Annotated in this window: 32 protein-coding genes and 4 tRNA genes; 23 read left to right on the forward strand and 13 right to left on the reverse strand. The window is 65.4% G+C overall.

All coding sequences use genetic code 11. The features are described 5' to 3' along the window. The first annotated feature begins 26 nt into the window (after nucleotides 1-26). Nucleotides 27-1,139, forward strand: coding sequence for a cell division protein ZapE (gene zapE / locus OK015_RS11860; RefSeq protein ID WP_268131652.1), 1,113 nt, complete (start codon nucleotides 27-29; stop codon nucleotides 1,137-1,139). Here the strand turns inward: zapE and OK015_RS11865 are convergent. Beyond that, the gene (locus OK015_RS11865; protein WP_268131653.1) at nucleotides 1,084-1,665 is read right to left on the reverse strand and encodes a GNAT family N-acetyltransferase; all 582 of its coding nucleotides are present in this window, start codon (nucleotides 1,663-1,665) and stop codon (nucleotides 1,084-1,086) included. The genes zapE and OK015_RS11865 overlap by 56 nt on opposite strands. Continuing rightward, nucleotides 1,653-2,177, reverse strand: a complete 525-nt coding sequence (locus OK015_RS11870; protein WP_268131655.1) for a hypothetical protein — start codon at nucleotides 2,175-2,177, stop codon at nucleotides 1,653-1,655. Before OK015_RS11870 ends, OK015_RS11865 begins: the two co-directional genes overlap by 13 nt. A 145-nt stretch (nucleotides 2,178-2,322) precedes the next feature. Between OK015_RS11870 and OK015_RS11875 the strand changes: the two genes are divergently transcribed. Then, the gene (locus OK015_RS11875; RefSeq protein ID WP_268131657.1) at nucleotides 2,323-2,649 is read left to right on the forward strand and encodes a DUF732 domain-containing protein; all 327 of its coding nucleotides are present in this window, start codon (nucleotides 2,323-2,325) and stop codon (nucleotides 2,647-2,649) included. Nucleotides 2,650-2,656: 7 nt separating this feature from the next. On the opposite strand, the gene OK015_RS11880 is transcribed toward OK015_RS11875, so the two are convergent. Next, nucleotides 2,657-3,265 (reverse strand): hypothetical protein, encoded by a 609-nt coding sequence (locus OK015_RS11880; RefSeq protein WP_268131659.1) that lies wholly within the window; start codon nucleotides 3,263-3,265, stop codon nucleotides 2,657-2,659. Between the two features lie 87 nt (nucleotides 3,266-3,352). Here OK015_RS11880 and OK015_RS11885 point away from each other — a divergent pair, with 87 nt between their 5' ends. From OK015_RS11885 to OK015_RS11895, 3 genes are all read left to right on the forward strand, one after another. Continuing rightward, entirely contained in the window at nucleotides 3,353-3,727 is a 375-nt protein-coding gene (locus OK015_RS11885; protein WP_268131661.1) for a DUF732 domain-containing protein, read from the forward strand. Between the two features lie 21 nt (nucleotides 3,728-3,748). Then, on the forward strand, nucleotides 3,749-4,681 hold the full coding sequence (locus tag OK015_RS11890; RefSeq protein WP_268131663.1) for a cytochrome c oxidase assembly protein: 933 nt from the start codon (nucleotides 3,749-3,751) through the stop codon (nucleotides 4,679-4,681). Between the two features lie 187 nt (nucleotides 4,682-4,868). Continuing rightward, a complete protein-coding gene (locus OK015_RS11895) occupies nucleotides 4,869-5,525 on the forward strand; it encodes a hypothetical protein (protein ID WP_268131665.1) in 657 nt (218 codons plus the stop codon). A 34-nt stretch (nucleotides 5,526-5,559) separates the two neighbouring features. On the opposite strand, the gene OK015_RS11900 is transcribed toward OK015_RS11895, so the two are convergent. Both OK015_RS11900 and cmtR read right to left on the reverse strand, forming a co-directional pair. After that, nucleotides 5,560-6,162 (reverse strand): cation transporter, encoded by a 603-nt coding sequence (locus OK015_RS11900; protein ID WP_268132655.1) that lies wholly within the window; start codon nucleotides 6,160-6,162, stop codon nucleotides 5,560-5,562. Nucleotides 6,163-6,263: 101 nt separating this feature from the next. Further along, complete coding sequence (cmtR, locus tag OK015_RS11905; RefSeq protein ID WP_268131666.1) at nucleotides 6,264-6,611, reverse strand: Cd(II)/Pb(II)-sensing metalloregulatory transcriptional regulator CmtR; 348 nt, start codon at nucleotides 6,609-6,611, stop codon at nucleotides 6,264-6,266. Between the two features lie 158 nt (nucleotides 6,612-6,769). On the opposite strand from cmtR, the gene OK015_RS11910 reads away from it, so the two are divergent. Continuing rightward, complete coding sequence (locus OK015_RS11910) at nucleotides 6,770-7,453, forward strand: hypothetical protein (protein WP_268131668.1); 684 nt, start codon at nucleotides 6,770-6,772, stop codon at nucleotides 7,451-7,453. 38 nt (nucleotides 7,454-7,491) lie between these two features. Further along, a complete protein-coding gene (locus tag OK015_RS11915; RefSeq protein ID WP_268131669.1) occupies nucleotides 7,492-8,580 on the forward strand; it encodes a glycosyltransferase family 4 protein in 1,089 nt (362 codons plus the stop codon). A 4-nt stretch (nucleotides 8,581-8,584) separates the two neighbouring features. On the opposite strand, the gene OK015_RS11920 is transcribed toward OK015_RS11915, so the two are convergent. Then, nucleotides 8,585-9,619 carry a polysaccharide deacetylase family protein gene (locus OK015_RS11920; RefSeq protein ID WP_268131670.1) on the reverse strand — a complete coding sequence of 345 codons (1,035 nt, stop codon included), beginning with the start codon at nucleotides 9,617-9,619 and terminating at the stop codon, nucleotides 8,585-8,587. Between the two features lie 137 nt (nucleotides 9,620-9,756). Here OK015_RS11920 and OK015_RS11925 point away from each other — a divergent pair, with 137 nt between their 5' ends. From OK015_RS11925 to OK015_RS11960, 8 genes are all read left to right on the forward strand, one after another. Then, the gene (locus tag OK015_RS11925) at nucleotides 9,757-10,089 is read left to right on the forward strand and encodes a DUF732 domain-containing protein (protein WP_268131671.1); all 333 of its coding nucleotides are present in this window, start codon (nucleotides 9,757-9,759) and stop codon (nucleotides 10,087-10,089) included. 203 nt (nucleotides 10,090-10,292) lie between these two features. Then, nucleotides 10,293-12,197: a serine/threonine-protein kinase PknD gene (locus tag OK015_RS11930; protein WP_268131672.1), complete on the forward strand. Its 1,905-nt coding sequence runs from the start codon at nucleotides 10,293-10,295 to the stop codon at nucleotides 12,195-12,197. A gap of 45 nt (nucleotides 12,198-12,242) precedes the next feature. After that, nucleotides 12,243-12,749, forward strand: coding sequence for a GtrA family protein (locus OK015_RS11935; RefSeq protein ID WP_442791243.1), 507 nt, complete (start codon nucleotides 12,243-12,245; stop codon nucleotides 12,747-12,749). Between the two features lie 55 nt (nucleotides 12,750-12,804). After that, a complete protein-coding gene (locus OK015_RS11940) occupies nucleotides 12,805-13,158 on the forward strand; it encodes a VOC family protein (RefSeq protein WP_268131674.1) in 354 nt (117 codons plus the stop codon). A 413-nt stretch (nucleotides 13,159-13,571) separates the two neighbouring features. Beyond that, nucleotides 13,572-13,808 carry a hypothetical protein gene (locus tag OK015_RS11945; RefSeq protein ID WP_268131675.1) on the forward strand — a complete coding sequence of 79 codons (237 nt, stop codon included), beginning with the start codon at nucleotides 13,572-13,574 and terminating at the stop codon, nucleotides 13,806-13,808. 813 nt (nucleotides 13,809-14,621) lie between these two features. After that, nucleotides 14,622-14,948 (forward strand): WXG100 family type VII secretion target, encoded by a 327-nt coding sequence (locus OK015_RS11950; protein ID WP_268131676.1) that lies wholly within the window; start codon nucleotides 14,622-14,624, stop codon nucleotides 14,946-14,948. A gap of 12 nt (nucleotides 14,949-14,960) precedes the next feature. Next, nucleotides 14,961-16,634 (forward strand): alpha/beta hydrolase, encoded by a 1,674-nt coding sequence (locus OK015_RS11955; protein ID WP_268131677.1) that lies wholly within the window; start codon nucleotides 14,961-14,963, stop codon nucleotides 16,632-16,634. Nucleotides 16,635-16,639: 5 nt separating this feature from the next. Continuing rightward, nucleotides 16,640-17,260 carry a hypothetical protein gene (locus tag OK015_RS11960; RefSeq protein ID WP_268131678.1) on the forward strand — a complete coding sequence of 207 codons (621 nt, stop codon included), beginning with the start codon at nucleotides 16,640-16,642 and terminating at the stop codon, nucleotides 17,258-17,260. Between the two features lies 1 nt (nucleotide 17,261). Here OK015_RS11960 and OK015_RS11965 read toward each other — a convergent pair whose 3' ends face one another. Further along, nucleotides 17,262-17,834 carry a TetR/AcrR family transcriptional regulator gene (locus OK015_RS11965; protein ID WP_268131679.1) on the reverse strand — a complete coding sequence of 191 codons (573 nt, stop codon included), beginning with the start codon at nucleotides 17,832-17,834 and terminating at the stop codon, nucleotides 17,262-17,264. An 88-nt stretch (nucleotides 17,835-17,922) separates the two neighbouring features. Here OK015_RS11965 and OK015_RS11970 point away from each other — a divergent pair, with 88 nt between their 5' ends. Then, complete coding sequence (locus tag OK015_RS11970) at nucleotides 17,923-18,558, forward strand: hypothetical protein (protein ID WP_268131680.1); 636 nt, start codon at nucleotides 17,923-17,925, stop codon at nucleotides 18,556-18,558. 95 nt (nucleotides 18,559-18,653) lie between these two features. Further along, complete coding sequence (locus OK015_RS11975; RefSeq protein ID WP_268131681.1) at nucleotides 18,654-19,025, forward strand: YciI family protein; 372 nt, start codon at nucleotides 18,654-18,656, stop codon at nucleotides 19,023-19,025. Between the two features lie 60 nt (nucleotides 19,026-19,085). On the opposite strand, the gene OK015_RS11980 is transcribed toward OK015_RS11975, so the two are convergent. Further along, nucleotides 19,086-19,208, reverse strand: coding sequence for a hypothetical protein (locus tag OK015_RS11980; RefSeq protein ID WP_268131682.1), 123 nt, complete (start codon nucleotides 19,206-19,208; stop codon nucleotides 19,086-19,088). Nucleotides 19,209-19,334: 126 nt separating this feature from the next. Further along, nucleotides 19,335-19,676 carry a metal-sensitive transcriptional regulator gene (locus OK015_RS11985; RefSeq protein WP_442791295.1) on the reverse strand — a complete coding sequence of 114 codons (342 nt, stop codon included), beginning with the start codon at nucleotides 19,674-19,676 and terminating at the stop codon, nucleotides 19,335-19,337. 134 nt (nucleotides 19,677-19,810) lie between these two features. On the opposite strand from OK015_RS11985, the gene OK015_RS11990 reads away from it, so the two are divergent. Beyond that, nucleotides 19,811-20,197, forward strand: a complete 387-nt coding sequence (locus OK015_RS11990) for a hypothetical protein (protein ID WP_268131683.1) — start codon at nucleotides 19,811-19,813, stop codon at nucleotides 20,195-20,197. Nucleotides 20,198-21,031: 834 nt separating this feature from the next. Here OK015_RS11990 and OK015_RS11995 read toward each other — a convergent pair. The 3 genes from OK015_RS11995 to OK015_RS12005 form a co-directional block, all read right to left on the reverse strand. Beyond that, a tRNA-Val gene (locus OK015_RS11995) sits at nucleotides 21,032-21,106 on the reverse strand. 13 nt (nucleotides 21,107-21,119) lie between these two features. Then, nucleotides 21,120-21,193, reverse strand: a tRNA-Cys gene (locus OK015_RS12000). Nucleotides 21,194-21,221: 28 nt separating this feature from the next. Beyond that, a tRNA-Gly gene (locus OK015_RS12005) sits at nucleotides 21,222-21,294 on the reverse strand. Between the two features lie 180 nt (nucleotides 21,295-21,474). Between OK015_RS12005 and OK015_RS12010 the strand changes: the two genes are divergently transcribed. The 3 genes from OK015_RS12010 to OK015_RS12025 all read left to right on the forward strand — a co-directional run bounded on the left by OK015_RS12010 (nucleotide 21,475) and on the right by OK015_RS12025 (nucleotide 22,964). Then, nucleotides 21,475-21,546, forward strand: a tRNA-Val gene (locus tag OK015_RS12010). A gap of 599 nt (nucleotides 21,547-22,145) precedes the next feature. Beyond that, complete coding sequence (locus tag OK015_RS12020) at nucleotides 22,146-22,283, forward strand: hypothetical protein (protein ID WP_268131684.1); 138 nt, start codon at nucleotides 22,146-22,148, stop codon at nucleotides 22,281-22,283. Between the two features lie 9 nt (nucleotides 22,284-22,292). Continuing rightward, entirely contained in the window at nucleotides 22,293-22,964 is a 672-nt protein-coding gene (locus OK015_RS12025; protein WP_268131685.1) for a glycine-rich domain-containing protein, read from the forward strand. Here the strand turns inward: OK015_RS12025 and OK015_RS12030 are convergent. Further along, the gene (locus OK015_RS12030; RefSeq protein WP_268131686.1) at nucleotides 22,947-23,468 is read right to left on the reverse strand and encodes a GNAT family N-acetyltransferase; all 522 of its coding nucleotides are present in this window, start codon (nucleotides 23,466-23,468) and stop codon (nucleotides 22,947-22,949) included. The genes OK015_RS12025 and OK015_RS12030 overlap by 18 nt on opposite strands. A 228-nt stretch (nucleotides 23,469-23,696) precedes the next feature. Between OK015_RS12030 and OK015_RS12035 the strand changes: the two genes are divergently transcribed. Beyond that, nucleotides 23,697-25,166, forward strand: coding sequence for an MFS transporter (locus OK015_RS12035; RefSeq protein ID WP_326498532.1), 1,470 nt, complete (start codon nucleotides 23,697-23,699; stop codon nucleotides 25,164-25,166). Between the two features lie 350 nt (nucleotides 25,167-25,516). Next, nucleotides 25,517-25,810: a hypothetical protein gene (locus OK015_RS12040; RefSeq protein WP_268131687.1), complete on the forward strand. Its 294-nt coding sequence runs from the start codon at nucleotides 25,517-25,519 to the stop codon at nucleotides 25,808-25,810. Nucleotides 25,811-25,812 lie beyond the last annotated feature (2 nt).

Consider the following 25,812-nt stretch of genomic DNA (forward strand, 5'->3'; position numbering starts at 1 on the left):
TTGCAGCACGCCGCTAGAGTTTTCGCATGCACGGGTCCACCTCCAGAGACGGTGTCACGCACGTGGAGCATCTGGTGGATCGGCAGCCGAGCGTGTCGCCGGAACGACTCGTCGCCCAATTGCGGCCGCCGCCGACGTTTGCCGACGTCAGCTTTGCGACCTATCGCCCCGATCCGGCGGAACCGACACAGTCCGCGGCGCTGGTGGCGTGTCAGGACTTCTGCCGGCAGGCCACCGAGCGGCGCGCGGGCCGGCGAAAGCTGTTGGGCAAACGGGCGGTGCTGCCCGGAGTGGGCATCTACCTGGACGGCGGATTCGGGGTCGGCAAGACGCACCTGCTCGCCTCGGCCTACTACCAGTTGCCCGGTCCGGGGCCGGGCGAGGCGCCCGACGCTTCGACCCAATCCAAGACCCAACCCAAGACGCATCCCAAGGCGTTCGCGACGTTTGGGGAGCTGACCCAGCTGGCCGGGGTGTTCGGCTTCGCCGAATGCATCGACCTGCTGGCCGACTACACGGCGGTGTGCATCGACGAGTTCGAACTGGACGACCCGGGCAACACCACGCTGATCTCGCGTCTGCTGTCGTCGTTGGTCGAGCGCGGCGTCTCGGTGGCCGCCACCTCCAACACCCTGCCCGAGCAGCTGGGGGAGGGCCGTTTCGCCGCTCAGGACTTCCTGCGCGAGATCAACACGCTGGCAAGCATTTTCACGACGGTGCGCATCGAAGGCCCCGACTACCGGCACCGTGGCCTGCCGCCCGCGCCGCAGCCCCTGTCCGACGACGAGGTCGTCGCGCGCGCCGCCGGCGTAAACGGGGCGACGCTGGACGACTTCGATGCGCTGTGCGCGCATCTGGCCACCATGCACCCGTCGCGCTACCTGACGTTGATCGAGGGCGTGACGGTGGTGTTCTTGACCGGAGTGCATGGCATCGACGATCAGAACGTCGCGCTGCGGCTGGTGTCGTTGACCGATCGCCTGTACGACGCCGGCATTCCGGTGGTGGCGTCCGGCGCGAAACTGGACACCATCTTCAGTGCGGAGATGCTGGCCGGCGGCTATCGGAAGAAGTACCTGCGGGCTACCTCGCGGTTGTTGGCGCTGACCGCCGCGGCCACCCGACCTCGCGAATCATGACGTAGTCGTTTTCGAGATGATCGCCTACTTGAAACGTCCTGGTGCCGTTGATCGTAAATCCGTTCTTGGCGTAAAAGCGTTGTGCGCGTTGGTTAGCCCGGCTCACGCCCAACCACACGCAGCCCACGTTCCAGTCCGCCGCGACGGCCACCGCATGTTCCATCAGCGCCGCCGACGCCCCGCTGCCGTGATGGTCGGGCAGTACGTACAACTTCGACAGCTCCGCCGCGGGGCGGATGTCGACGGCCTGCTGGACACCGGCGTCGTCGGAGACGCCGCGGACAACCATGGCGTAACCGACAATCCGGCCGTCGCGCCGCGCGACGAGAATGACCCGTGCCGGATCGCGCAGATACTGGCCGAAGCGCGCCGCAGAGAGGTTGGCGTCGACGAAGGACGCGATGTTCTCCGGCGTCGCCGTGGGCGGACATGCTAACGGAAAGGTAAGAGCCGCAACGTTAGCCAGTTCTGCGACATCGACGGAATCCGTCGCGACGCGGTGGACGGCGAGGGTCAGAGGTTCCACTGTGCGAGGTGCTTGCCCGTCTGCCGGTCCAGCAGGACGACGTTGGAGACCGGATCGCGGTAGGCGTCCCAGTACACCCCGCCGCGCACGATCGCCCCGTTCGGCGCGTTGACGAGCACGTTGTCCAGGGCGTCGGGTGCGTCGGTGGCCCGCGGGTTGTAGGCGTCGGCGAACGGCGTCACCCCGTCGAAGCGGAACGCGGTCGCCATGACGAACGGGTTGGGCACCCGGACCGCGCGGACCGTCACGTCGGCACGGTTAGGCGTGCTGCCGGGGAAGCTTTTGATCGGAACGCCGCTGCGGGTGTAGCCGAATCCGGGCGGCGGGTCGCAGGGGGCCACGCTGCTGACGGTGACGTCGGCGACGTAGGTCCCGGTGTCTACCCGCAGCGTGTCGCCGATGTGGCCGATCGGCGCGTCCTGCGCCGACGCCCGCGGAGCGGCAAAGCCGCCGCCGGTGACGCTCGCGGCGGCGACGAGCAGGGTCGACAGGACGATCAGCCAGCGGCGCATCCTCGAATAATCGCACACCGGCCGTCGCGAGCGGGAGGGGTTGACCGGCCTTCACCGAGCCCGCTCAGCGGCCTTGACCAGCGGACGGGTCAGGGCTGGCGGGTGAGATGCGGATTTTGCCCTGGTCTGCGACGATCAGGGGGCTATGAGACGCCTCCTGATGCTGGTAAGTGCCGTCGCAATGGTCGGCCTGGCCGCCCCGGCAAACGCCGACGGCATGGACGACCAATTCCTCGCCGCGCTGCAGGCGTCCGGCGTCACATTTCCGGACCCGGCCCGGGCGATCGCGGCAGGCAAGTGGGTGTGCCAAGCGGTCGGCCAGGGCACGCAGATGGTGGATGTCGTCAAGACCGTGGAAGACCGTAACCCCGGACTCCGCGAGGACAACGCCGCTAAGTTCGCGGCCATCGCGGCCACCGCCTATTGCCCCAGTGCGTTGCCGCGCACCACGGGCAGCAACGGCCCCCAGTAACGACGCGCTACGCCTCTGCCGCGGTGTCGGTGGCGGGTTGCGGTGTGCGGCGCGGGCCGGGTGCTCGCCCCAGTTCCAGTGGGCCCATTCCCGCGACGCTGCGTGGGGGAGTCGTCGGGCTCCGTCGCTTGCCCCAGTGGCCGGCTCCCGAGATGCGCCAGTCGGCCGCCCATCGCCACTCGTAGAGTTCCGCCGTGCCCAGATTCGACGCGAGTGCGGCCATGCGGAGGTGGGCGTTGTCGGCGGCCATCCAGGAGGCGATGACCCAGACGTTGTCCAGTTCGTCTTCGGAAACCTCGAAGCCCCAAGACATTTCCTCGTCCTCGCAGCCCATCGACGGACGTATCGCAGGCTTGGGAGCCGACACGTCGAACGGTTTGCCGTCGGACTCGAGATCGAGCCCGACCTCGTAGCGCACGGTCGGTCCGGCCATCCGCAGGCTCACCTGCAGGCGGGCAGTATTCCTGCGGCGCGGTGCGAGGCGATCGATCACCAGGACGACGCCCTTGGCACCCCACCTTCGACGGCGGGTGCGTAGCCGAGTCCAGGTGGCGAACAGCCCGACCACAGCGATGATGCCGAGAAAGACGTCGAGAACAATCAAGATGGCAGCCACGTCGTCCTAGCCAACACCATCCGAACGGGGCTCGCATGGGCGACTAGGCGGGATGCGTGGCCGACACATCTCTGGGATTGTGGAGCCATGAGACGCCTCGTGATGCTGCTCAGTGTCGCCACCACAATTGCCCTGGCCGTGCCCGCGCACGCCGACCCCAGCCCGAGCCCCAGCCCGGCGCCGGACCCGGCGGCCGACGCCGCCTTCCTCAAGGAGCTCAAAGACGCCGGGCTCACCTTCCAGGATCCCGCCGCCGCGATATCGGCCGGCAAGACGGTGTGTGAGCTCGTCGACGCGGGACACTCGGACCAGGAAATCGTCAACAACCTCCAGCTGCACAATCCCGGATTTGCCGATAACGGCGCGGCTAAGTTCACCGCACTCGCGGCCGGAACGTATTGCCCCCATTACCTGACCGGCGAGGGGCGCGGGCCCAAGCCCGAGGGCGCTCCCGGCGAGTGAGCGCGGCAATACGCTGGGGGAATGCCCGTTGATCCGGGTCCGCTGAGATGGGGCGCCCTAGTCCAGACCTGGCATCTGGACCTGACCTCCGCGACGGTGCTCGTGCTGGTCGCGGGCACGTACGCGTGGTGCTATCGGCGGACACGCGGCGGCGCGCGAGCGGGCGAAGCGGCGTGTTTCGGCACCGGCATTGCGTTGTGGGCGGTGGCCACCGTCGGCGCGATCGGTAGCTACGCCTACTACCTGTTCTGGATGCGCGCGCTGCAGGTACTGCTGCTGCTGTATGTGGTGCCGTTCTTCCTCGCGCAGGGCAAGCCGGTCACCGCCCTGCTCGACGCGGTCGGCCCGGGCGGTCGCGGGCGCATCGAGCGGCTGCTCACGACACGATGGGCCCGGGTGCTCGTGCACCCGTTGACGACGTCGCTGGCGATGCTGGCCACGCCCTGGCTGCTCTATCTGACGCCCTGGTACACCGCGGCTCTAGAGAACGAATTGGTCGGCGCTCCTACGCGAATAGTATTGGTGGGCATCGGGTTTGGTTACTTCTATGCGCGGCTGCAGGCTGACCCTGTGCCTCGCCGGTACTCGCAGCTGATCTCGCTGCTGATCTCGGTTGCCGAGACCCTCGGCGACGGGGTCCTGGGGTTGGTCATCTGGCAGGGCTCGTTGATCGCCGCGGCGTATTACTCGGCGTTGCACCGCTCCTGGGGTCCGGATCAGCGGCTCGACCAGACCATTGGCGCGGGTGTGCTGTGGATTCTCGGCGACGTGGTCGGGTTGCCGTTCGTGCTGCTGTTGATGCGCGCCTTGTCGCGCGACGAGCGGGAGCACGCGGTTGCGGTCGACGCCGAGTTGGACAGGACGGACGCGGCCGACGACGGCGAAGAGGCCGCGCCGTCGGGACTGTGGTGGGAGAACGACCCGCAAATGCGCGGGCGATTCCGCAGAGACTGATCCGCCGCGAGACCGTCGGCCTCCATTCGGATTTCCGCAATGCGATCGATGCCTTCGTGGTGGCCGTCGACGCCGGGGTGTGGTTTGTTAATTGGGAAATTATTTAAGGTGATTCATTTCCAGTTCACTCAGGATCCGCTATGTTGCGCGAGGCGCTAGCAAATCGCGACGACACTCAGAGGAGTCCATGGTGAACAAGGTATCGGTGGCCGCCGCCGGTTTGGTGGCAACCACTCTGGTGGTCGGGGTGGCGGTCACGGGGTGCGGCGGCGACAAGTCGTCCGGCCCATCGTCGTCATCGAAATCGTCGACGTCGACTTCTTCCGCGACTTCCTCGTCGTCGGCGGCACCGACATCGAGCAGCGGTGCGGCGCAGCCTTCGGATTACAGCAACCTGCTGATCAAGGCCGCCGACATCGTCGTGCCGGGCGATAGCTTCAACCCGCCCAAGACGCGTCCGCTGACCGACCCGGCGCCGGGCATCGAGGGCGTGTTCGCGAATCAGGCCGGTTCGCGCAGCATCGTCGACTCGCTGCTGGTTTACCCCGACCCCGGCGCGGCGGACAAGGACCGCGACTCGCTGACCAAGTCCTACATCGATCCGCAGAACGGCGCCATCAAGGGTGCAGCACCGGCTCCGGCGGACGTGGGCGTCGGCGGCACGATCATTTCCGGGCCCTCGGCCGACGGCGCCAAGGCGAAGACGTCCGTGATCTTCGGCGAAGGCAAGGTCGTCGCTCTTATCGAGTTCGAGAGCGCGCCCAACGACCTGGTGCCGGCGGACATCGTCCTCGACGTGGCGCGCAAGCAGGACGCGGCCATCAAAGCCGGGCTCCCCAGCTAGGTTACGAAAAGCGCTGCAGCACAGCGAATTAAAGTCAGCAGCAGTGCTCGCCCCGCCAGGCGGTGCGGCCTTCGTTGACTGCCACCGCGGCAATCACCAGCGCGACGACCGGATCGGCCCACGACCAGCCGAACAGATAGTTCAGCAGCAGCCCTACCAGCAGCACGCCGGACAGGTAGGTGCACAGCAGGGTCTGGTTGGAATCGGCGACCGCGCTGGCCGAACCCAGCTCTCGGCCCGCGCGTCGCTGCGCGTATGACAGCAGCGGCATGACCACCAATGACACAGCCGCCAAAACGATTCCGGCGGTGGAGGATCCAGCGGTCTCACCGCCGGCCAGCGACCGAATCGACTCGACCGTCACGTACGCCGCCAATGCGAAGAATGACCCCGCGATGACCCGCAGCGCGACGCGTTCGCGGGCCTCGGGGTCGCTTCCGGAGAACTGCCAGTACACCGCGGCGGCCGAAGAGACCTCGATGATCGAGTCCAGCCCGAACCCGATCAGCGCGGCGGACGACGCCACCGTGCCCGCCGAGAGCGCGACGACCGCCTCGATGATGTTGTAGGTGATCGTCGCCGAGACGAGCAGGCGCACCCGTCGCGACAACACAGCACGCCGTTGTGGCTCAACGATATTCGTGGCTTCGGCGCTGCAGCATCCGTCACTGCAGCAGTCTGTCGCCGGCGTCGAGAGGGGTAACGACGGCCCACCCCGGTTCGAGGCGTCTTCGTTGATCATCGCGCCGTGCCCGCTTCGCTCGGTGCGGGATGGTCAAGGCACGGCTGATCGCTGTCGACCGCGAGCACCACCTGAACCAATTCCCGCAGTGCGCGGGCAAGGTGCGCGTCGGCCAACGCGTACCGGACCTGTCGTCCCTCGTAGGTGGCCACCACCAAGCCGCAACCGCGCAGGCACGACAAGTGATTCGAAACGTTCGACCGGGTCAGGCCCAGCTGGGACGCCAATTCACCCGGATAGCGCACGCCGTCGAGCAACGCCACCAGAATCCGGCACCGCGTCGGATCGGCCAGCGCTCGCCCCAACCGGGCCAACGCCGACTCCCGCGCCTCACAAGTCAGCATGGAGGAAACAGTACAGCCATGGCTGATATGACACCAGGGGGGATCAGAGTCCCGGGCGCGATCGGCGTCTTAACATTGCCTTATTTCCTGAGCGAACGCGCGTTTGTGTCGTCACCTGAAGGCGGTCAAGGATCCGATGCAGTAACTTCGGTGCGATCATGGAAGCTCTTCTGCTGGCGCTTGCCGGTCTGGCCTTCCTCGACTCGCTGAATGTCCTGAATGTGGGCGTCGTCTCAGCCGTCGTCTACGCCAGCCGACTCGATCGCCGTTCGCCAGTCCCGGGCGGGTTGAGCTTCATCGCAGGGTTATTCGCGGTCACCACCACGTTCGGTGTCGGCACCGTACTCGGACTTGAATTCTTGACGAATTGGGTCGACTTCAGAATCACACCGGCACTTCGGTTTTGGGGTCAGCTGCTACTGGGCGTGGTGCTGATGTGCCTGGCCTACTTCCCGCTGACCGCGCAAACGTCGGCTCCGGGATGGGCACTGGCGGCCATGCGGAAACGTCCCTGGCTGCTCGGAATTCTCGGCGCCGCGGTCGGCATGGGTCAGGCGCCGACCTCGATCCCCTACATCACCGGGTTGGCCATGCTCGCCGCCCTGCATCCGCGACCGAGCGTCTGGCCGCTGCTGATCTACGTCTACTGGGGGCTGGCGCTCACGCCGTCGATATTGATTTTGTTTCTGGCCACACGAAAGACCACCCGAGCGGTCCGGATACAGCGCGCGATCGTGCGTGGACTCACTCGCTACGGCCCGATTTCGGTGCGGATATTGTTCCTGGTTTTCGGGGTTGGGCTGGTAGCGGACGCCCTACTATTCCGCAGTGTCCTGTGGTGAGGCGAGCGTGAGCGGGAGTACCCCGGGGTGACACGCAGGTGAGGGCGGCGCGCCGGCCGATCCGGGTCCTGACGATCGGCAATGCCCCGGCCGGACCGAACAGCCGCGGCGGTATGGCGACGATGATGCGCCTGCTGATCGAGGACACCGACTCGCGGTTTCGCATCCGCCTGGTGCCCACCTATAACGACGCACCCCTGGCGCTGCGGCTGTGGACCGGAATTTCGGGCGTGCTCAGGGCATCCGCGCTGCTGCTGTTCGGGTTCGTCGACGTCTTCCATGTCCACTATTCGTGGCGTGGCAGCATCGTCCGCAAGGCCGTGCCGCTGTTGGTCGCGCGGCTGCGCGGCGTCCCGACCATCGTCCACGGCCACACCACGTACTTCTTCTCCTGGCTCGACGAGCTGCCGCGGCCGGCGGGCCGCGCTGTACGCCTGGCGCTGCATGCCGACTATTCGGTGGTGCTCGGCCAATTCCACGTCAAGGAGTCGTGCGCGAGCCTCGGCTTCGACGAGTCGCACACCCGAGTGCTGTACAACCCCGTGGTGGTACCTGCCGTGGCACCTTCACCGCGCACCGGGCAGCCGCTACGGGCGGTGGCGCTCGGCCGGTTGGGCGAAAACAAGGGCAGCTACGACCTTGTTCGTGCTATCGGCATGCTGCCCAACGACATTCGGGCCAACCTGCGAGCCACCCTGGCCGGCGATGGGGAAGTGGAAGAGGTGCGCGAGCTTGTCCGCGCCAACGGACTCGAGGACACCATCGCCGTTGTCGGCTGGGTCGGTCCCGCCGAACGGGATCGGCTGTTGGCCGAGTCGGCGATCTTTCTGTTGCCCAGCTACAGCGAAGGTCTTCCGATGGCGGTGCTGGAGGCGATGGCCACCGGGGTCGTGCCGGTGACCACCGCCGTGGGGGCGATACCCGAAGTCGTTACCGACGGAGTACACGGTGTACTGATCAGTCCCGGCGAACCCGAGCAGCTGGCGGCGGCGCTGCAGTCTTTGATCGTCGATGCCGAGCTGCGTAATCGCCTGGCGGCGGCGGCGTATGCGCGTGCGGGAGAATTCGACGTCGCCCATTGGCGGGAGGCGCTGCATGACCTGTGGCTCGCCGCCGCATCTCGGTGACGTGCTAACGGCGGGGCAGGCCGCCGGAGACCATGAGCCGGAAGTAGCCGAAGGACGAATCGCTGCCCACCGGTAGCCGTGGCAACGCCAGCGGGTCGCAATGCCGGTCGGCGAATCCCCGCGTGGTCGACAATGCCCAGCGCACGCCGCGGCGGCGCAGCACGTCCTGGGCGCGCGCATCGAAATCCTGCATTCTGCCATTGGGATAGGCGAAAACCGTTGGTGCTCGGCCAGTCTCACGTTCGAGCGCGGTACACGAATCGGTGATCTCGCGCGCCATCTTGTCGTCGTTGCAGCGCGACAGGATCGGGTGGGTCACCGTGTGCGGATGCAGCGTCACCAGGCCGCCGTCGGCCATCTCACGCGCTTCGTCCCAGGACAGCATCCGGAACGGACCGCCGTCGCCGCTGCCGCGATAGCCGAGTGCGGTGCAAACCTCGTCCAGCACCGCGATCCGCTGCGCGTCGGCCAGATCCTTCAACCGCGCGACCGCGTCCGCGTAAACCTTGCCGCGGTCGGCGGTCCCTTCGAGTGAACGAGTGCCCAGCCCCAGTGCGGTCAGATCGGCCGCGGTCGCAGTGGTGTGCGCGATCGCGAGCCAAAGCCGGTCGGGCCAAAGGGTTTCGTTGCTGCCCATCGGGCCGGTCGCCAGGAACATCGCCGCGGGCAGCCCCAGCTCGCGCAACACCGGGACCGCGTGGGTGGCGAGATTGCGGGTGCCGTCGTCGAAGGTGATCGCCAGCGCGCGCGGCGGCAGCGTGCCGGCGGCAAGCCGCTCGAGGGCCTCCTCGAGCGCAAGGACGTTGAAATGCTTGCGGATGTATTCCAGCTGACGGCGGTACATCGGGGAGTCCAGGACATGCCAGCACGCCGGCGACAGCGGTTCGTCTGCCACGCCATGGAACATCACGATCGCGAGCAGGTCGCGGTGGCGCCTTCGGGCGAACGCCGGTACGCCCGCGGCGCACAGCAGCCCGGCCGCGATGTTCCTGACGGTCGCCCGGGTGGCGGGTGGGGCGAGGTCTTTCAGTCGTGCCATTAACAGAGGAACTCTAGCCATCCTCTTCGCGCTGTCGGCCCGACTCGCGCTGCCGATTGTTGCTAACCCCTGCTTTGAAGGCAGTCGTTTGCCTGTAGTTCACTCAAAAGTTCGGCCGTGAATCTATGCTCGGATCCATGAAACCAGCACTAGCGGCGTCCTTCATCGCCCTGCCCGCACTGCTGTGTTCAGTGCCGGCAGTCGCGAACGCCGACCCGGACAACACACCCGACTACATCGCGTACCTCGACCAGAACAACATCAAGTACAGCAGCCACGAAACGATCGTCCACGTGGGCACCAACCTGTGCAACGAGCTGCGCAACAACATGCTCCCGCCCGACCAAGCGCTGCAGCGGATTCAAAACCTGGGCTACAGCAAGCAGCAGACGAAGCAGATCGCCTTCGCCGCGGTCGAGGCGTTCTGCCCCGACATGGATATCGACTCCAACACACCGCCCAAGTCGTAACTCGGACCGCAGCGTTTCGGGCATTTCGGTCGCTCTCCGCGGATTTTGGTGACCGTGATGTTATTTGTCGCGAAGTTTGCTGAACGCGCGTTGTAGCGATCCCAATAGCCCTGCGGGGAACCGGATATCGGGGGTTGGCGCGCCATCGAGGAACGGCCAGAACTTGACCTCCAATTGCCTGCCCGGCTGGGTATGGTGAGCCGGTGGAGGGAAAGGAGTTTGGTCGCTACCGGCTCGTCGAGTTGTTGGGCCGCAGCGATATGGGCGAGGTGTGGCGCGCCTATGACACCGAGGCCGGCGACCGCACCGCAGCGATCAAACTGCTTCCGCCACAGCTGGCCGCCGACCCCACGATCACCGAGCAGTTCCGCCGGGAAGCCGCAGCCGCCGCGCGGCTGAACAACCGGCACATCATTCCCATCCGCAATTACGGCGAAATCGGCGAGCAGCTCTACATCGAGATGGAGCTGATCGAAGGCCGCAACCTGAAAGAGGTGTTGGCGGACGGGCCGATCGAGCCGGCCCGCGCGGTGCGCATCATCGAGCAGGTGGCCGAGGCGCTGGACGCCGCGCACCACGTCCGGCTGGTGCACGGCGACGTCAAACCCGCCAACATCCTGCTCGATCACGACGACTTCGCTTATCTGGTCGATGTCGGGATCGCCCGTTTGGCGCCGTGGTACGAGACACGAATGACCAAATCCGACAACGAGATTGACAGTTGGCACTACATGGCGCCGGAGCGGTCCGGGGCCCGCGACGCCGACGCCCGCGCGGACATCTACTCGCTGGCCTGCGTGCTGTACGAATGCCTGACCGGACAACCGCCCTTCGCCGGAGACACCTGGCTGTTCGCCGCGCACCTGAGCACCCCGCCGCCGCGGCCCTCGGCCACCCGGCCCGGCGTGCCCGCGCGCCTCGACGACGTCATCGCCACCGGCATGGCCAAAGACCCCGCCAACCGGTATGCGAGCGCCGCCGAGCTGGCCGACGCGGCCCGCGACGCCATCGCCGCGCCGGTGAGCGTACCCACCCCGCGTGCGGAAGCACCCCCGGCGACGAACCCACCGCAACGTGAACAGGCCGCACCCGCCGTCGAACCGGATTTCGGGGCGCCCCAACCAACGCCGGTCGACGAATGGTCCGAACTGGAACCGTTTGAGCTGCCGGCGCCGCCGCGCGCCGCTGCCCCGCCGCCGCGCCGGTGGTGGCGCCGGCCGGTCATCGTGATTCCGGCTGCCCTGTTGACGGTGGCCGTCGTTGCGGCCGCCGCGGTCATTGCCGTGAACCGGTCGCACGGCCCGCGGACCGCTCCGCACGCTGAGCACCACGATCCTCCGTACGGTCCGCAAATCACCCTCCCGTTTACCGGGCTCAACCACCCCGCCGATGTGGAGGTGGATTCCCGAGGCAACATCTATGTCGCCGATGACATAAACAATCGGGTGCTGAGGCTGACGGCGGGCGCCACCGCCCCGAGCGAGCTTCCCTTCAACGGCCTCAACGATCCCGAGGGCGTGGCGGTGGATGGCGCGGGCAACGTCTACGTCACCGACACCAACAACAATCGGGTGCTCAAGCTGGAGATGGGCTCGACCACGCCGATCGTGTTGCCGTTCACCGGCCTGCACCGGCCCGAGGGAGTGGCGACGGACGATGCGGGCGCTCTCTACGTCGCCGACACGGACGCCAATCGGGTGCTGCAGTTGGCGGCCGGGTCGAACACGCCGGTCGAGCTTCCGTTCACCGGCCTCAACGGGCCGGAGGGCGTCGGGGTGGACAGTGCTCGCAGCGTCTACGTCGCCGACTCGGGCAACAGCCGGGTGGTGAAGCTGGCGATCGATGCGAGCCGTCAGACCGTGGTGCCGTTCTCCGGCCTGTTCACCCCCGGGGACCCGAGCGGGGTCGCGGTCGACGGCGGGGGCGACATCTTCGTCACCGACTACACCAACAATCGCGTGCTGAAAATGGAGGCCGGGTCGGACAGGCAGAGCGTGCTGCCCTTCGTCGGCCTCAACCACCCCAGCGGCATCGCGGTAGACAGCGCCGTCAACCTCTACGTCACCGACTACACCGGCGATCGGGTGGTGAAGCTGCCGGCGAAATAATGCCCGGCTTGCAGACGGTCCGCGAAAAGTTGGCCAACTGATCACATGGCGGATACCCGGTCATGGCACGGTAGCCGCGTGCCAGCCGAATCGCGGGTCAGCCCGTCACGCACGGTCGACCGGTTCCACAAGCTCTGTGAGGCGGTCGTCAGCCGGCTTCCGTTCGGGCTCAGCTCGGTCATTGCCCCGACATTTCTCGGCTTCTGCGTGATCAACGGCTTCACGTTCAGCGTGGATCTGGCGCTGCTCACCACGCTGCGCAGCGGGCTGGACCTGCCGGTGCCGATCGCCGTCACGGTCGCCTACGCGTGCGCTTTCGCGCTCAGCTACGTGCTCAATCGCACCTTCAACTTCCAATCGCATGGCGCGGTCGGACCGCAGGTCGCCGTCTATGTCGTGGTGGTCGCCGTCAACTACCTGGCTTTCATCCTCGGCGTGACGAGCTTGTTGTCGGCCATCGGCGTGCAATACCAGCTGTCGCGGGTCGTGGCGGGCATGTGCGAAGCGGTGTACATGTACAGCGCGATGAGATGGGTGGTCTTCCGCCGCTGAACCCGCGGTGCACTCGCCGCTTAGGGTGGAAGCGACTGTGCAGAGGAGGCACCCGTTGAGCGAGCACGAAGTAAAGATGATCATCTTGTCGACCGACGACCTGGATGAATCGATCCGGTTTTACAGCGAGACCCTGGGCATGTCACTGAAGTTCCGCGACGGCGCCCATTTCGCGGCCCTCGACGGCGGGCCGGTCACTCTCGCATTGGCGACGGACGTGGACCATCCCATACCCGGGCAGGTCGTCGTCGGTATCAAGACCGCGGATGTCGACGCCGCGGCCAAGGCGGTCGAGGCCAGCGGTGGCGGCATCGTGAAGGGCCCGTACGACGACGCCCACGAACGCCGCGCCGTGGTGTACGACAACAAGGGCAACGGCGTGGTGTTCTACAAGCCGCTGGCCCGCTGAAAGACGCGCAGCCGCGCCGGCATCACGCAGTGCGCTCGACCCGGCGCCGCGCGAGGTGGGAGCCGGTGGCTTGGAAGATGCCACCAATCGGCCCCTTTGATTGAACGTGAACGATTTCCCCACGGGACCGCGGCTGCAAAGAGCCATGACCTGCGCCGATGCGCGCGTCTACGGCGCCGGTTCGGGATCTGAGCAAGAACTTGCGAAAACGGCACGCGAATCGGGAGCGGAAGCTAGCATCGTTTAATGGCCGACGAGGCGGCCACCGGGAGGATCCTCGGTGGCCGCTTCACTAAAATTTTCGGCCGATGCCCTTTCGCTCTGCGACTCGCAGGTCTTCGCGATTACAAGCTTGCATTTCCGAATCTTCTTGTGTCTCAAGGCTATTGCTGAGGCAAATCCTCGGAGTGGGCGTGCGCCTGCCGAACCGAAACGCCGATAGCCGCTGTAGTGGCGAGCAGGGCGAAACCGTCCAATGCCATTCCTCGCGAATCCGAAATCTCGCGCTGTTCACGCGCCCCGCGCGCTACCACGGCCTCGGCTCGGCGCACCGCGCGAATCGCAGATCATCTGACGAAAATCAACCTCTCGGGCGGGTGCCGGAAATCGATCTTGATTTCCGGGATAATTGGCAGAACTTAATCGATTAGCTTCCCTCAGTTAGTGGTATGGCGACGAGATCGTGGTCAGCCGTGCTGGCAATGGGGCGGACGACGCGTCGGGTGGGTCGTAAAGGCTGAGGGAAGATGACGGTTCGTGATCAAGATCGTCAATCACGATTGGATGAATTGACCACGAATACACGAATAAAGTGCGCAGTGCCGGCGTTGATCCGCCGGTGCCGGGCGGGGCTTGGCTACCGCGGGTACCCCAGCTTGGTCTGCCCGTCTGACGGAGAGCTGCAGGAGGTGCAGTGGAATCCGCTTGCGCTACCTACACATTCGCTGAAGCAGCCAACGTCGCCGATACCGAAAAAGAGCAGGAACGCACCAACCAACGCCACGACCACTAGCGCTATCGTCTGCATTTTCCCCTCCTGCTAGGACCGTGATTGTTAGCTGCCGGAGTACGACAAACCTATGGCATCTAATGCGCCAAAATCAAGAAATTTCACCGGAATTCATAGCATTTACGGCACCAATAAATTCTTGATAAATCCTCCAGTCTGCCCGGATTAAGGAATCCATACCGATGTGTGTCATGCTCCCGGCGAATGGGCCTAGGGATAAACCTCAAAGATGTTCTTCTCGCGAAATTCATACCTACGGACTCGTTTCTGCCGGAAAGCTGCAACCGTCGCCATGTAGATCGACGCGTGTCGCGACGGCTGGAAGGGTCTTGAAGGTGAAGTGCGTGCGGCGCCCGGTGCGCTTACGCTTCCCGCTACTGATGCAGGCCCTCGATCGCTGTCACACCAGACACGCGGTAGCGGCGCTTTCACCAGCCGGGAGGGGGATCCGACGGTGTCTGACATCAATATCAATGTGGAGCAATTGGCGTCTTCGGGAAGTCAGGTGAGCGGGCAGGCGGAGGATTTGGCGACGGGGTTGGTGGCGGCCGATAACCGGATGGAGGCGGCTCAGTACGGCTGGGCCGGTACTTCGGCGACTGCGCTGAGCGCCCGGGCGGCTCGGTGGCTGCCGGCATCGCGGGCGTTGGTGGGCAGGGTCGGGGAGCACGGTTTCGCGCTACACGACGCCGCTGTGCAGCACGCGGCGGCCGAGGCCGAGCGCGCGAAGGCGCTCGCCGATGTTGCTGCTCGGGCCGCGGCGGTCAGTGGTCGCGGCTGAGACACGTGGGGCATGACCCTATCGGTCGCAGACATTGACCGGTGGAACGCCGAGGCGGTGCGCGAGGTGTTTCACGCGGCTTCCGCGCGCTCACAGAGCGCTTTCGGCGCCTCCCGCGAGTTGGCGTCGCTGTCGGTGTTCGCGACCTGGGAGGGCGCATCGCGCGATGCCGCCGCGCATCAGAACGCGGCAATTCGACAAGACCTCGACGCGCACGGTAACGAGGCGCTCGCGGTCGCCCGGGCCGCCGAGAACGCCGCCGGCGGGATCGACAAGGTCAAGGCCGACCTCGCGAAATTGCGTGCCGACGCGGCCGCCGCCGGGCTACAGGTCGACGCCGCGACCAGCCAGGTGGTGGCCATTCCTCAATTGCGTTACACCGCAGCCGAATGGGCGCAGCTGCAGGTGCGGCGCGCCGAATTACAGACGCGATTGAGCGCGATTGTGGCCGAGGCCAATGCCGTCGACCAGGAGCTGGCGACGGCGATCAACATGGCCGACGGCGACGCACCCATTCCACCCGGGCCCCATGACAACCGACCGGACGTGCAGCGGGCACTGTCCCAGCCGCTGCCGGAGGATCCCAAGCAGTTCGCCGACCTCTGGAACAAACTCACGCCGGAGGAGAAGGACTGGCTCTACAACCAGGACCACAACGTCGGCAATCACTCCGGCATGCCGTGGGATCCGCCGGACCATCTGGGCAAGGATCATTACAACCGGCTTCATCTGCCGGAGCTGCAGCAACAAGCGCAAGCCGACGTCGACCGTCTGCAGCACCGCGTCGACGAGCTGGCGAGCCAGATCTACATGGGCGACCACAGCGAAGCGACGACCGGCGAATTCAACGCTCTGGCACCTCAACTGCTCGCGGCCCGACACAGCCTCGACGGCTATAAGGCGGTGCAGGCCGCGTTGAACCGCAACGGCGTGCGGCGCTACCTGGGCCTGATCGACGACAACGGCCACGCGGCGGTCGCCATCGGAAACCCGGACTACGCCAAGCGCAATGCGATCTTGGTGCCCGGCACAGGCCAGGACCTCGCGGCCTTCGAAGGCAGCGACCTGAAATCGTTGGCGATGTACAACTCCGCGATGTTGGCCGGCCCCAATTTGCGGCCGGGGGATGTGGCGGTCACGACCTGGATGGGCTACGACCGCCCGATGAATCTCTTCGAAGCGGCGTGGCCCGATCGGGCCCGGGCGGGCGCCGGTGCGTTGGACGCGTTCGAAAGCGGACAGCGCGCCTCGCACACCGGAGCGCCGTCGATCGACACGGTGATCGGGCACAGTTATGGCTCAACGTTGGTCGGGGCGGCCGCATCCGGAGGGCATCATCTGGACGCCGACAACGTCGTCGCGGTCGGCAGCCCCGGAATGCTCGTCCATGGTGCGGGCGACCTGAATCTGGATCCTGGTGCGAATGTCTATGCGATGCGGGCCCGCAATGACATCATCGATTTGGTGACCGACATGACGCTGGGCCACGATCCGGTGGCCAACGACTTCGGTGCGACACGCTTGTATGCGGCTCCCGGACCCAGTAGCGACCCACTCGGGTTGACCCCGAGCGTTGCGGCCCACAGCAGCTACTGGAGCGAGGGAAACCCGGCGTTGCGCAATCTGGGCGCCGTCATCGCCGGCATTCGGCCTCCCCAAACCGTTGCGAATGGTGGGGGAGGCTAAGCGTCATGAGCCGTGTCAGCCGGCGATCCGGAGTCTTCGGTGCTCTGTTGATCGTCATGGTCGTCGGTGCCTGCAGCCACGACCGCCCGCTGGGGCCGCCCACGCCGACAGGCGCCACCGCACTCGGAGGAGCACCTATGGAATCAACACCACCGCCCCCGCCCGGCTGGAAGCTCGAGCCCGTCGTCCCGAAAACCCAACAGCAGGCCCAGGATACGGCGATCGGCTACCTGAAGAAGACACTGCAGTCGCTCCCGTCCGGAATAACGTTGGACGCCAGCCGCTACAGCAGCGGTGGCACCATTCACCCGTGCAAGGACGTCGAAACCGGTACTCCACCAATGGAATTCTCGACAAACGGTGATCTCACGCTGCCGACGGGCATCGACACGAACACCATCGTCGCCAAGACCGGCGACATCTGGAAGAGCTGGGGCTGGCAGGTATACGAACGAGATGGCTTCTACAAGCCCAACCGGTTCGGTTACGCCCCCGACGGTTACATCCTGCAGATCGTCGCTCGGTATGAACCCCAGTACCCGCCCACTCTCCAGGCGATCTCGCCGTGTTTTCCCCCCGATCTGCCGGCCGACCGCAGCCCCTTCCCCACGATCCTCACCGGCTGAGTCACCCGGGTGGCGCGACGAACGGCACGAGCACCTCGTCGACGAGTTGCACGATCAGGTCGTCGGTTATCGGGTCGCCGGTGACCAGGAGGCGGTGCCACAGCACGCTCTGGCCAAGTTCGCGGGCAATGTCGACGGGTATGTCGGCGCGCACGTCGCCGCGGGCGATGCCCCTGGCCAGCAGGTCGGCCATTTCCTTTTTCCGCCAGCCGATGACGTCGGTGCGAAATGTCTCGGCGAGTTCGGAATCGTGTGCGGCCGTGGCTATTCCGGCCCGGATGAGGGCCGACTGTGGTCCGGTGAACAGTTCGGCCCAGCCGCGAAGGACTGCGAGCATGTCCTCGCGGTAACTGCCGGTGTCCCGGTGCGGGATCGCTGTGGCAGCGGTCCCGAGGAGGGTGTCGCGCAATAGTGCCCGGCTGTCCGGCCACCGCCGGTAGAGCACCGGCTTGCTGGTGCCGGCGGCGGCGGCGACGGCCTCCATCGTGACTCCGGCGGCGCCGTGCTCGCCGACGAGGCTCAGCACCGCGGCCCGGATCGCCGCGTCGAGTTCCGCACCGTGGCGTCGCCGCATTCGAAATCCCTCCGAGAAACGGTTGCGTTTCTTACATCGATACTCTAGCGTTTGTTGCAAGAAACGTTACCGTATCTTGGAGGTCGCCATGCCGTCTCGTCCGGTCCTGTATCCGCTGCGCTCGGTCGATACCGCCGCCGTGCGATTCACCAACGCTCCGCACCACCGCCGCCGCGTCACCATCGACCATCGACCGCTGGCCGGTGTCACCCCGGCGATACTGCTCGATTGGTTCACCCACCTGGGCGAGACGATGACGTACGGCGGCGAGATCGTCGACCGCTACCTCGCGTGGCACCCGATCGATCACATCCGCTGGGAGCTCGCCCGCCCGGCGCCCGGGGGTGGGGCGGCCGAGGGGGCGCGCTTCCGGATCGTGGAGGCCTTCGGTGCGCACCCGGAGTACCGGGTCGACGTCGTCGACCGGGTCGAGAAGCTCGACGAGACGGGCATTCGGCTGGTGACGCGCATCGCCGGCGTGATCGTTTTGCAGCTCGAGCACACCTGGTCGGCGGGCGCCGACGGCGCCCACTACGTGACGGTGCTCGATATCGGGGCGCGGAGTCCGCTGTTCGCGCCGATCAATCGCGTCGCGTCCAAGCGCTTCCCCGACGACATGGTCCGCGCGTGGGTGAAGCACAACATCGAAGAGGTCGGGCAGCTGGAATACCTGCTGCCCCAACTGCAGTCGTCACGTCAACGATTGACTTCGGCCGGTGGTTAATCGAATCAGCCGGGCAAATCTGCCTACCCGCAAGAACGATGCTGCGCGATACTGGGACCGCAGCAGGCGATCAGAGGAACGGTCGAGGAGGAAGCATGAGCGGCCTACCCGCCGAGCTTGAGCAGCTGGAGGAACGGGCGGCAAAGATCCCGCTGTTCGCTATATTCATGCGCGCTACCGACACGTTTGAACGTGCCGATACGGCGCAGGGTGCCGCGCTGCTCACCGAGCATCTGCGCTACCTGGTCGAGTTAGAGGACCACAACCGACTTTTGGCCGTCGGTCCTCTCGATCGCACCCCGGCGGGACCTATGGACGGCCTGTGCATCATTCGGGCGGACTCTCGCGACCAAGCCGAAGCCATCGCTGCCGAGGAGCCGTTCGCCAAGGCCGGCTGGCGGATCAACACCGTACGGTCGTGGGAGCTGAGCTTCGGGACCCTGGTGCCGGCGGCGCGCACGGGCTGAAAGGCGCCGCCTTCACGCCACCAAGCGGGCGTGGGCACGTGGCGCGACCGGCGCTGGTGATCAGCAGCCGACCGGGCCGCCGCCCGCGGGGCAGGTGATTCCGCTAGGTGTGCAGCTCACCGACGTCGTTGAGACGGCGAACGCGAGCAGCAGCGCAAGCAAGACTTTCTTCCCCCTGGTCATGAGCTGGAGAGCGTATGCGGGGAAGCGGCAACTGGTGACGGTTTTCGCCGACATGGGGGGCGTTCTGGACGTGATCGGGCCGCCCCAGGAGAGGAAAGGGTGGCCGGCAACATGCCCGATGGCGCATCAGGATGTCCCGGCTGCCACGGCCTCGTCGGCGGCGGTGCCGTTTAGGCACGAGTCGGGGCCAGTCAGAGCGGGACTGAACTTCAACGCATCGACCAATTCGTCGATGGCTGCTGCTCCCTGGCCGCCCAAGACGGCCTGTGAAAAGCAGGTCTCCAGGTGGTTGTGCAACATCACCCTATTCGTGCGTTCTAACGCCGACTGCACCGCAGAAATCTGCTTCATCACGTCCACGCAGTAGGCGTCCGTTTCGAGCATGCGAATGATCGCGTCGAGATGACCTCGCACCGTCTTTAGCCGATTGAGTGCCGCACTCTTTTTGGCCGTCAGCTCTTGAGTCACCACCATCTCCTTCCGGCTTAAGCCGTGCGCATGCACCCCCGGGTGACCTTTGTCTATCCGTAGCTTACCCCACCCCACCCCGGGTGGGGTACCATCGCGAATGCCAATCCACTCACGCAGGAGGTTTTCATCCCATGGCGAATCCCAACGACGTCTCCCCGTCGACAGAAGATTCCGGCCTTGCGACCGAGCACTCCAAGAACTCCCAGTCCCGGCCCAGCCGCCTGAACCAGGCGTTGGCATGGGTGGGCATAGTCACCGGCGGCCTGTTTGTCGTCGCGGCGGTTTTCTTCTCGGGGTTTTTCCTCAGTTGGAGCTTGGACGGCAGTCCGTCGGGTGGACATCGGAGTCCGGCACCGATGGCTTGCTGCGACGAGATGAAAAAAGGCGAGGCGATGAGGCCTGGCGCGATGATGGCTCCCAATGGACCGATGAAACCAGGCGAGATGATGCCAGGCGCGACGATGGGACCCGCTCCGCAATCGCCCGCACCCACGCCCCCGCACACCCCTCGGCCATAGCGCCGAGGGTCGAGCGAGACCGAAAAGCGCCATGTCCACCGGACAGGCCAGCGTGACGTTATCCAAGTTGCGGCAGCAACATTGGGGCTCGCAGCGCCTGGGTCAACGCGGCGTGCGGCGCTTGTGGGACTCGGGGCCAGCGGCGGCGCACTCGCGTTCGGCTATCCCCTGCGAGGCGCCGTCAGATTGGCCGCACCGGCGATGGACTCTCGGCTAACGCTCCCATGTCTTGGGACGTGTGTCGCCGGGCTGGCCGCGCTGTGGGCCAAGTCGGTAACTGAAAGACCACTCCCTGTCGCCCCCAACTGGATGGCTATCGCCGAGTTGCAGGTCGACCACCGACCGGTTCCGGGACTTCCTCTGCGCCTTTTGCATCGCGAGGGCCTCGACATGGAGTCTGGGAAGGCGTTCCGGCGCTGTAATCCTGTCGTGCCGAACCTCGGGTTGACTGCTCATATTCCTATTCTGCCCAGCCCCGCTTTTTCCGAAGCAGCCGGAGATAAAGAAACGGGCAGTCCCCAGCAGAGCAAGGGACGGCCCGATAGCTACTCAGACGCGAAATACCGCGCCTGGTTCCCCGCAACGTCAGGTCGCCCGTCGAGCGTGTCGGCCATTTCGATTCCGGCGGGCAGGTGGGACATCAGGGCGGGGGTGATGGCGGTTGTCGTGACTGGACCGTCCTATGTGGGGGAGTCCACCGCGGCACTAGGTTCTGGACATGTTCGTGGCTAGCTACCTCTCAGATGGGTTGCTAGCGCCCCGGAAGGCCAGTTGACGCATACTTCACTCGGCCCGCTAATTGTCTCAGATTGTGCCTCTGAGCTTTGCCAAAGCTGGTGCGCGATACTGGGATTGAACCAGTGACCTCTTCCGTGTCAGGGAAGCGCTCTCCCGCTGAGCTAATCGCGCTGGGAGAAAAATTTGGAGGTGGAGACGGGAATCGAACCCGTGTGCACGGCTTTGCAGGCCGTTGCCTCACCACTCGGCCACTCCACCGCGGGGATTGATGCCTCTTGCACCTTCGAGCGGATGACGGGATTCGAACCCGCGACCCTCACCTTGGCAAGGTGATGCGCTACCAACTGCGCTACATCCGCGCGCAACGGGCGAGATCGTCGCCCGGTGCGAAGGACGACGATAGTCCACCTACGCGGGCACACACAAATCTCTTGGTACGTTGTCGCTCTAGCGTATAGGGCGGTCCCAGGGGCGGATAAGTCACGTGCTGGTTGCTGGCGGTTCGTGCTAGTCTTCTCCCTCGTTCGCCTCTCGGCGCCGGTCCCGTGGCTCAGTGGAAGAGCGTCCGCTTCACACGCGGAAGGTCGCTGGTTCGATCCCAGCCGGGACCACAATCCATTTTCGCAGCTCAGTCCCGCCGGGGGAGTTGGCTGCCGGTCGCCGCGACCGGGGCCAGTCACCCGTGGACTGGACCGTATGTGAAAGTGTGCGCAGACGACCTCGCCGGGCTCGAGCAGTGGGCAATCGATCACTTCGGCGAACCGACACCGGCAGGTCGGTCAGCGACGACAGCCAGGATGCCAAGCGCCGGTTGGGTTTTTGGCCTGCACACCGCGTAGTCGCTGCCGTGCGCGTAGTAGATTGCACCCGCGCTGATCTAGGCGCGGGCCTCGCTCGTCGGGGTGCGCGGCCCGTACACCTATTCGTCCCTGACCCCGCGCCCGTCGGGCAAGTTGGTCGACCTGCTCGACCCGGGTGCCCGCCAGCGAGGGGCCGAAAGTGCTCATGATCCGGGCGATCAGCTGTCGCGATACGCAATGGCAGCTTGGGTGGAGGCAGGCGGGGCGGTTACGCATTGTCCCCCGATTGGTGGACAACGGGGTCCCCCTGCCAGTCGTCCGGTCGGGGGACAGACAATGCATTCACACATTGCGATACTTACATCCATAGGGCTTCGGGGAGACCGGCCCCACAACTGGAAGGAACCAGCATGACCACCACGAAGAAAGCCTCCACGACCGTCACCGTCGGCCGACTCACCATCGCCAGCCCCGCAGGACGCTCCGCCGAAATGCTGTGCTTCTGCGTGTCTTCCGACGCGAACCCTGCCTTTGCGCAGGCTCGGTAAACTGTTGTGGTGCTTGAAGGTCGACTTGAAGAGGCGTTGGCCTTCAATGCACCCTTCGTGATCGATCGACTGGTCAAAGATCGGGTCGCCGACACACCGGCATTCGCCGAAGAGCTGTTCACCGAGGCGAAGAAGTACCTGGTGCTGTGCGAGGCGACTCCCGACATGACGTTTGGCATGTGCTCGGCGATCGTGGACGAAGCCTGGCACGCTTTCATCCTCTTCACGGCCGAGTACACGGAATACGGTCGCCGTTACTTCGGAAACTATGTCCACCATTCGCCCGCCGACAATTACCAGACGGTCGATCGCACCGAGACCGCAGGTCGCTCGCCAAAAGAAGCTTCCTTCAACGAGTTTCGTCAACGATACGAGGAGTTGTACGGCCAGCCGCTGCCGGCCGTATGGTACGACGACAGCAGTGTCGCTCCGTCCCGCCGTGTCGTCAACGATAAGGCCGGGACACTGACTGTCACTGTCGACGACAACACCGCCCACCTTAGCGACGACAGCGACAACACCGTGCTCTCCGTCAACGAATTGGCTTTGGAAGCTCTGGATTTCATCGCCCGAACCCCCGACTTCTATGTGCGCGAACTCCCCGGAGACCTGACCGGGGAAGAGAAAGTCGGTGTGATCGCGCCGCTGGTCCGTTTGGGCGTGTTACGTCTGGCGCCCTAGCGGAGTGGCATACCGGATCTGGCGGACGGACGCTCCACCGAGGACCACGGTTTGTTGCACTCCGTCGGTCGTCCACCCATGGCGTTCGTAGAACCGCCTGGCACGCATGTTGGTGGCAAGGACCCATAAGAGGGCCTCTTCGTGGCCGGCCTGACTCAGTCGGTTGCACCCGGCGGCGAGCAGGGCGTCGCTGACTCCTGAGCCCCAGTGCGCCGGGTCGACATACAGCGACCAGATCTCTCCGGCATCGACCGTGTGGTCGTCGCGCGATCGGCCGATAGTGGTGTGGCCGCGTATCGTGTCGCCTTCAACCGCGACCATTGTGTACGGACCGCGGGGCAGGTCCATCCCGTCGAATGTGTATCGAGTAGCCATGTCCTCGGGACGCAACCCGTCGAGAAAATCCTGTGCGACGAGACCTCGGTAGCCCTGCTGCCAGGATCGGACGTGCACTTCGGCGACGGCCATCTTGTCTGCTGCTGTCGCTTCGCGCACGTCGACCACTTCCGAAGTATCACCCTCGGCCCTTCGGGGCGCCAACTGGACACCGTGCGGGCCTGCAGGGCTGGCCTGCCGTGAACGGTGGCCATATCAGCTTGCAGACAACCGAATTGGGAAGGACCAAGGTCAGACGGCGGGTCCAGCCGGTTGCGCGCTATCGTCTGCAGGTGGGCATACCGACCTCCATGAGTGCGACCCCCGCGATAGCCCCGCTCGGCATCGCGTTCATTGATGACTGAAACGGCGACCATGCGCCCTTGGGCGGCGCTGTGCGCGATGCTTGTCGGCTACTTCATGACCCTGATCGACTGGACTGCCGTCTCGGTTGCCAATCCTTCGATCATGACGGCGTTGCACACCGACTACGACTCCGTCGTGTGGGTGACCAGCGCCTACCTGCTCGGGTTCGCGGTGCCACTACTGGTGGCCGGGCGCCTTGGCGACCAGTTTGGCCCGAAGACGGTGTATTTGGTTGGGCTAGCCGTCTTTACCGCGGGATCGCTGTGGTGTGGGCTATCCGGTTCCATCCAGATGCTGGTGGTGGCGCGGGTCGTCCAGGGCATCGGAGCCGCGTTCCTCACCCCGCAAGTGTTGTCGATGATCACCCGCATGTTCCCGTCCGAGCGGCGCGGCGTCGCAACGAGTCTGCGGGGATCCGCCGTCGGGATTGCAACCTTGTCCGGGCCGCTGGTCGGCGGCGTGCTCGTCGACGAGCTGGATTGGCATTGGATCTTTTTCGTCAATGTGCCCGTCGGAATCGTCGCTTCCGTGCTTGGCGTTTGGCTGATTCCGGTCCTGCCCAAGAGGCGACATCGCTTCGACGTCATCGGTGTCCTGCTGTCCGGGGTTGGTCTTTTCTTGATTGTGTTCGCGTTGCAAGAGGCCCGATCCCAGCGCGGGGCGCCCTGGATCTGGGCGATGTTCGGCGCCGGTTTGGTCACCATGGCGGCGTTCGTGTACTGGCAGGCCGCTAACAAAGGTGAGCCGTTAATTCCATTGCGCGTGTTCAGCGATCGCAATTTCTCGGTCTCTAGTCTCGGGGTAGGGGTGCTCGCCTTTGCCTGGACCGCCATGGTGTTGCCCTTCATGTTTTTCGCCCAGCTGGGGTGCGGGCTATCGGCGATGCACGCGGCGTTTCTGACGGCGCCGCTGGCAGTATTGACCGCGGTGCTGGCGCCGGTGGTGGGTTGGGTCGCGGACCGCTCGGACCCCCGTCGCGTCATCGGCGGTGGCTTCGCGGTGTTGGCCCTCTCGTTAGGCTGGTTGTCGCTCGAGATGACCCCGGCGACACCCGTCTGGCGTTTATTGACGCCGTTTCTCACCGCTGGCGTGGGCGTGGCATTCCTCGGCGCGCCGCTGGCCGTCACCGCGATCCGCAATCTCCCACCCGAGCTGGCGGGGGCGGGCTCCGGTGTTTTCACCGCGACACGTCAGGTGGGCACGGTATTGGGCACCGCGAGCATGGCCGGCTTCATGCATTGGCTGGTGAGCCGACAGCAACCGCCGATCATCACCGGCGTGAACGCGAGTGGTCGGGGGCCTGAAGTCATACCGCTGCCGGAATACCGCAACGAATTCGCGACGGCGATGTCTCAGTCCATGTTGCTGCCCGCGGTCGTCGCCCTGCTGGGCGTGGCCTGCGGGCTGGTGCTGGTCGGATTGCAACGGCCACAGAAACATTCGGCTGCACCGGAGGCTTAATCGGTCAGTTGAGCGCTGCTGTCTTAAGACATCTAGTTTGCTGGGTTCCCAGCACAATAGTGCCGTGACCGGCGTGTTTGCGGTGCCGCGTGAGGCGATTGCCGAGGTAGCGGCCGCCGTGACCAGGCTGTCGAGACCACCAAACCGCGCACCGCGATCCCGATCCACTACAACGACTTCTCGGTGTTCCTCTCAGGCCTCGACGACTTCAAGAAGGCCGCCGAGGCCTCGTCGGCGATGACGAAATTCGTCTATCTCGCCCACGGCGAGACCTACACGTTCACGCCCAGCACCTGAGGACGACAATGGGAGAGCACGAGAGCGAGATCCAACCCTGAAGGAGCGCAACGATGAGCATTAACCAAGAAGGGATCGGCACGCTGAAACTCGAATGCCCGCAACGCCATCCCGTCGGCAGAATCCTCAAGGAAGCGCCACACCAGCAAGTCGTCTTCGACCCCGGGGCCCAGGTCGGGCCGCGCCGGTTCTGGCCGGACGAAGCCGACCAGCCGCAGTTCACCACCCGCTGTAGCCAGTGCGACAGGCCGGTGGCGGAGGCCACGACCGCGCTTCAGGACAAGCATCGCAATTTGGTCTTCAGCATGTCCGAGACCATCGAAGTCGCCACGCTGCCCTTTGTGTAGGT

The sequence above is a fragment of the Mycobacterium sp. Aquia_216 genome, from assembly GCF_026723865.1.
Lineage (GTDB): Bacteria > Actinomycetota > Actinomycetes > Mycobacteriales > Mycobacteriaceae > Mycobacterium.

Coding starts and splice junctions, on each gene's coding strand:
- zapE (WP_268131652.1), top strand. CDS start 27: ATGCACGGGTCCACCTCCAGAGACGGTGTCACGCACGTGGAGCATCTG.
- OK015_RS11870 (WP_268131655.1), bottom strand. CDS start 2,177: ATGCGCCGCTGGCTGATCGTCCTGTCGACCCTGCTCGTCGCCGCCGCG.
- OK015_RS11875 (WP_268131657.1), top strand. CDS start 2,323: ATGAGACGCCTCCTGATGCTGGTAAGTGCCGTCGCAATGGTCGGCCTG.
- OK015_RS11885 (WP_268131661.1), top strand. CDS start 3,353: ATGAGACGCCTCGTGATGCTGCTCAGTGTCGCCACCACAATTGCCCTG.
- OK015_RS11890 (WP_268131663.1), top strand. CDS start 3,749: ATGCCCGTTGATCCGGGTCCGCTGAGATGGGGCGCCCTAGTCCAGACC.
- OK015_RS11895 (WP_268131665.1), top strand. CDS start 4,869: ATGGTGAACAAGGTATCGGTGGCCGCCGCCGGTTTGGTGGCAACCACT.
- cmtR (WP_268131666.1), bottom strand. CDS start 6,611: ATGCTGACTTGTGAGGCGCGGGAGTCGGCGTTGGCCCGGTTGGGGCGA.
- OK015_RS11910 (WP_268131668.1), top strand. CDS start 6,770: ATGGAAGCTCTTCTGCTGGCGCTTGCCGGTCTGGCCTTCCTCGACTCG.
- OK015_RS11920 (WP_268131670.1), bottom strand. CDS start 9,619: ATGGCACGACTGAAAGACCTCGCCCCACCCGCCACCCGGGCGACCGTC.
- OK015_RS11925 (WP_268131671.1), top strand. CDS start 9,757: ATGAAACCAGCACTAGCGGCGTCCTTCATCGCCCTGCCCGCACTGCTG.
- OK015_RS11935 (WP_442791243.1), top strand. CDS start 12,243: ATGGCGGATACCCGGTCATGGCACGGTAGCCGCGTGCCAGCCGAATCG.
- OK015_RS11955 (WP_268131677.1), top strand. CDS start 14,961: ATGACCCTATCGGTCGCAGACATTGACCGGTGGAACGCCGAGGCGGTG.
- OK015_RS11960 (WP_268131678.1), top strand. CDS start 16,640: ATGAGCCGTGTCAGCCGGCGATCCGGAGTCTTCGGTGCTCTGTTGATC.
- OK015_RS11965 (WP_268131679.1), bottom strand. CDS start 17,834: ATGCGGCGACGCCACGGTGCGGAACTCGACGCGGCGATCCGGGCCGCG.
- OK015_RS11970 (WP_268131680.1), top strand. CDS start 17,923: ATGCCGTCTCGTCCGGTCCTGTATCCGCTGCGCTCGGTCGATACCGCC.
- OK015_RS11975 (WP_268131681.1), top strand. CDS start 18,654: ATGAGCGGCCTACCCGCCGAGCTTGAGCAGCTGGAGGAACGGGCGGCA.
- OK015_RS11980 (WP_268131682.1), bottom strand. CDS start 19,208: ATGACCAGGGGGAAGAAAGTCTTGCTTGCGCTGCTGCTCGCGTTCGCC.
- OK015_RS11990 (WP_268131683.1), top strand. CDS start 19,811: ATGGCGAATCCCAACGACGTCTCCCCGTCGACAGAAGATTCCGGCCTT.
- OK015_RS12020 (WP_268131684.1), top strand. CDS start 22,146: ATGACCACCACGAAGAAAGCCTCCACGACCGTCACCGTCGGCCGACTC.
- OK015_RS12035 (WP_326498532.1), top strand. CDS start 23,697: ATGACTGAAACGGCGACCATGCGCCCTTGGGCGGCGCTGTGCGCGATG.
- OK015_RS12040 (WP_268131687.1), top strand. CDS start 25,517: ATGAGCATTAACCAAGAAGGGATCGGCACGCTGAAACTCGAATGCCCG.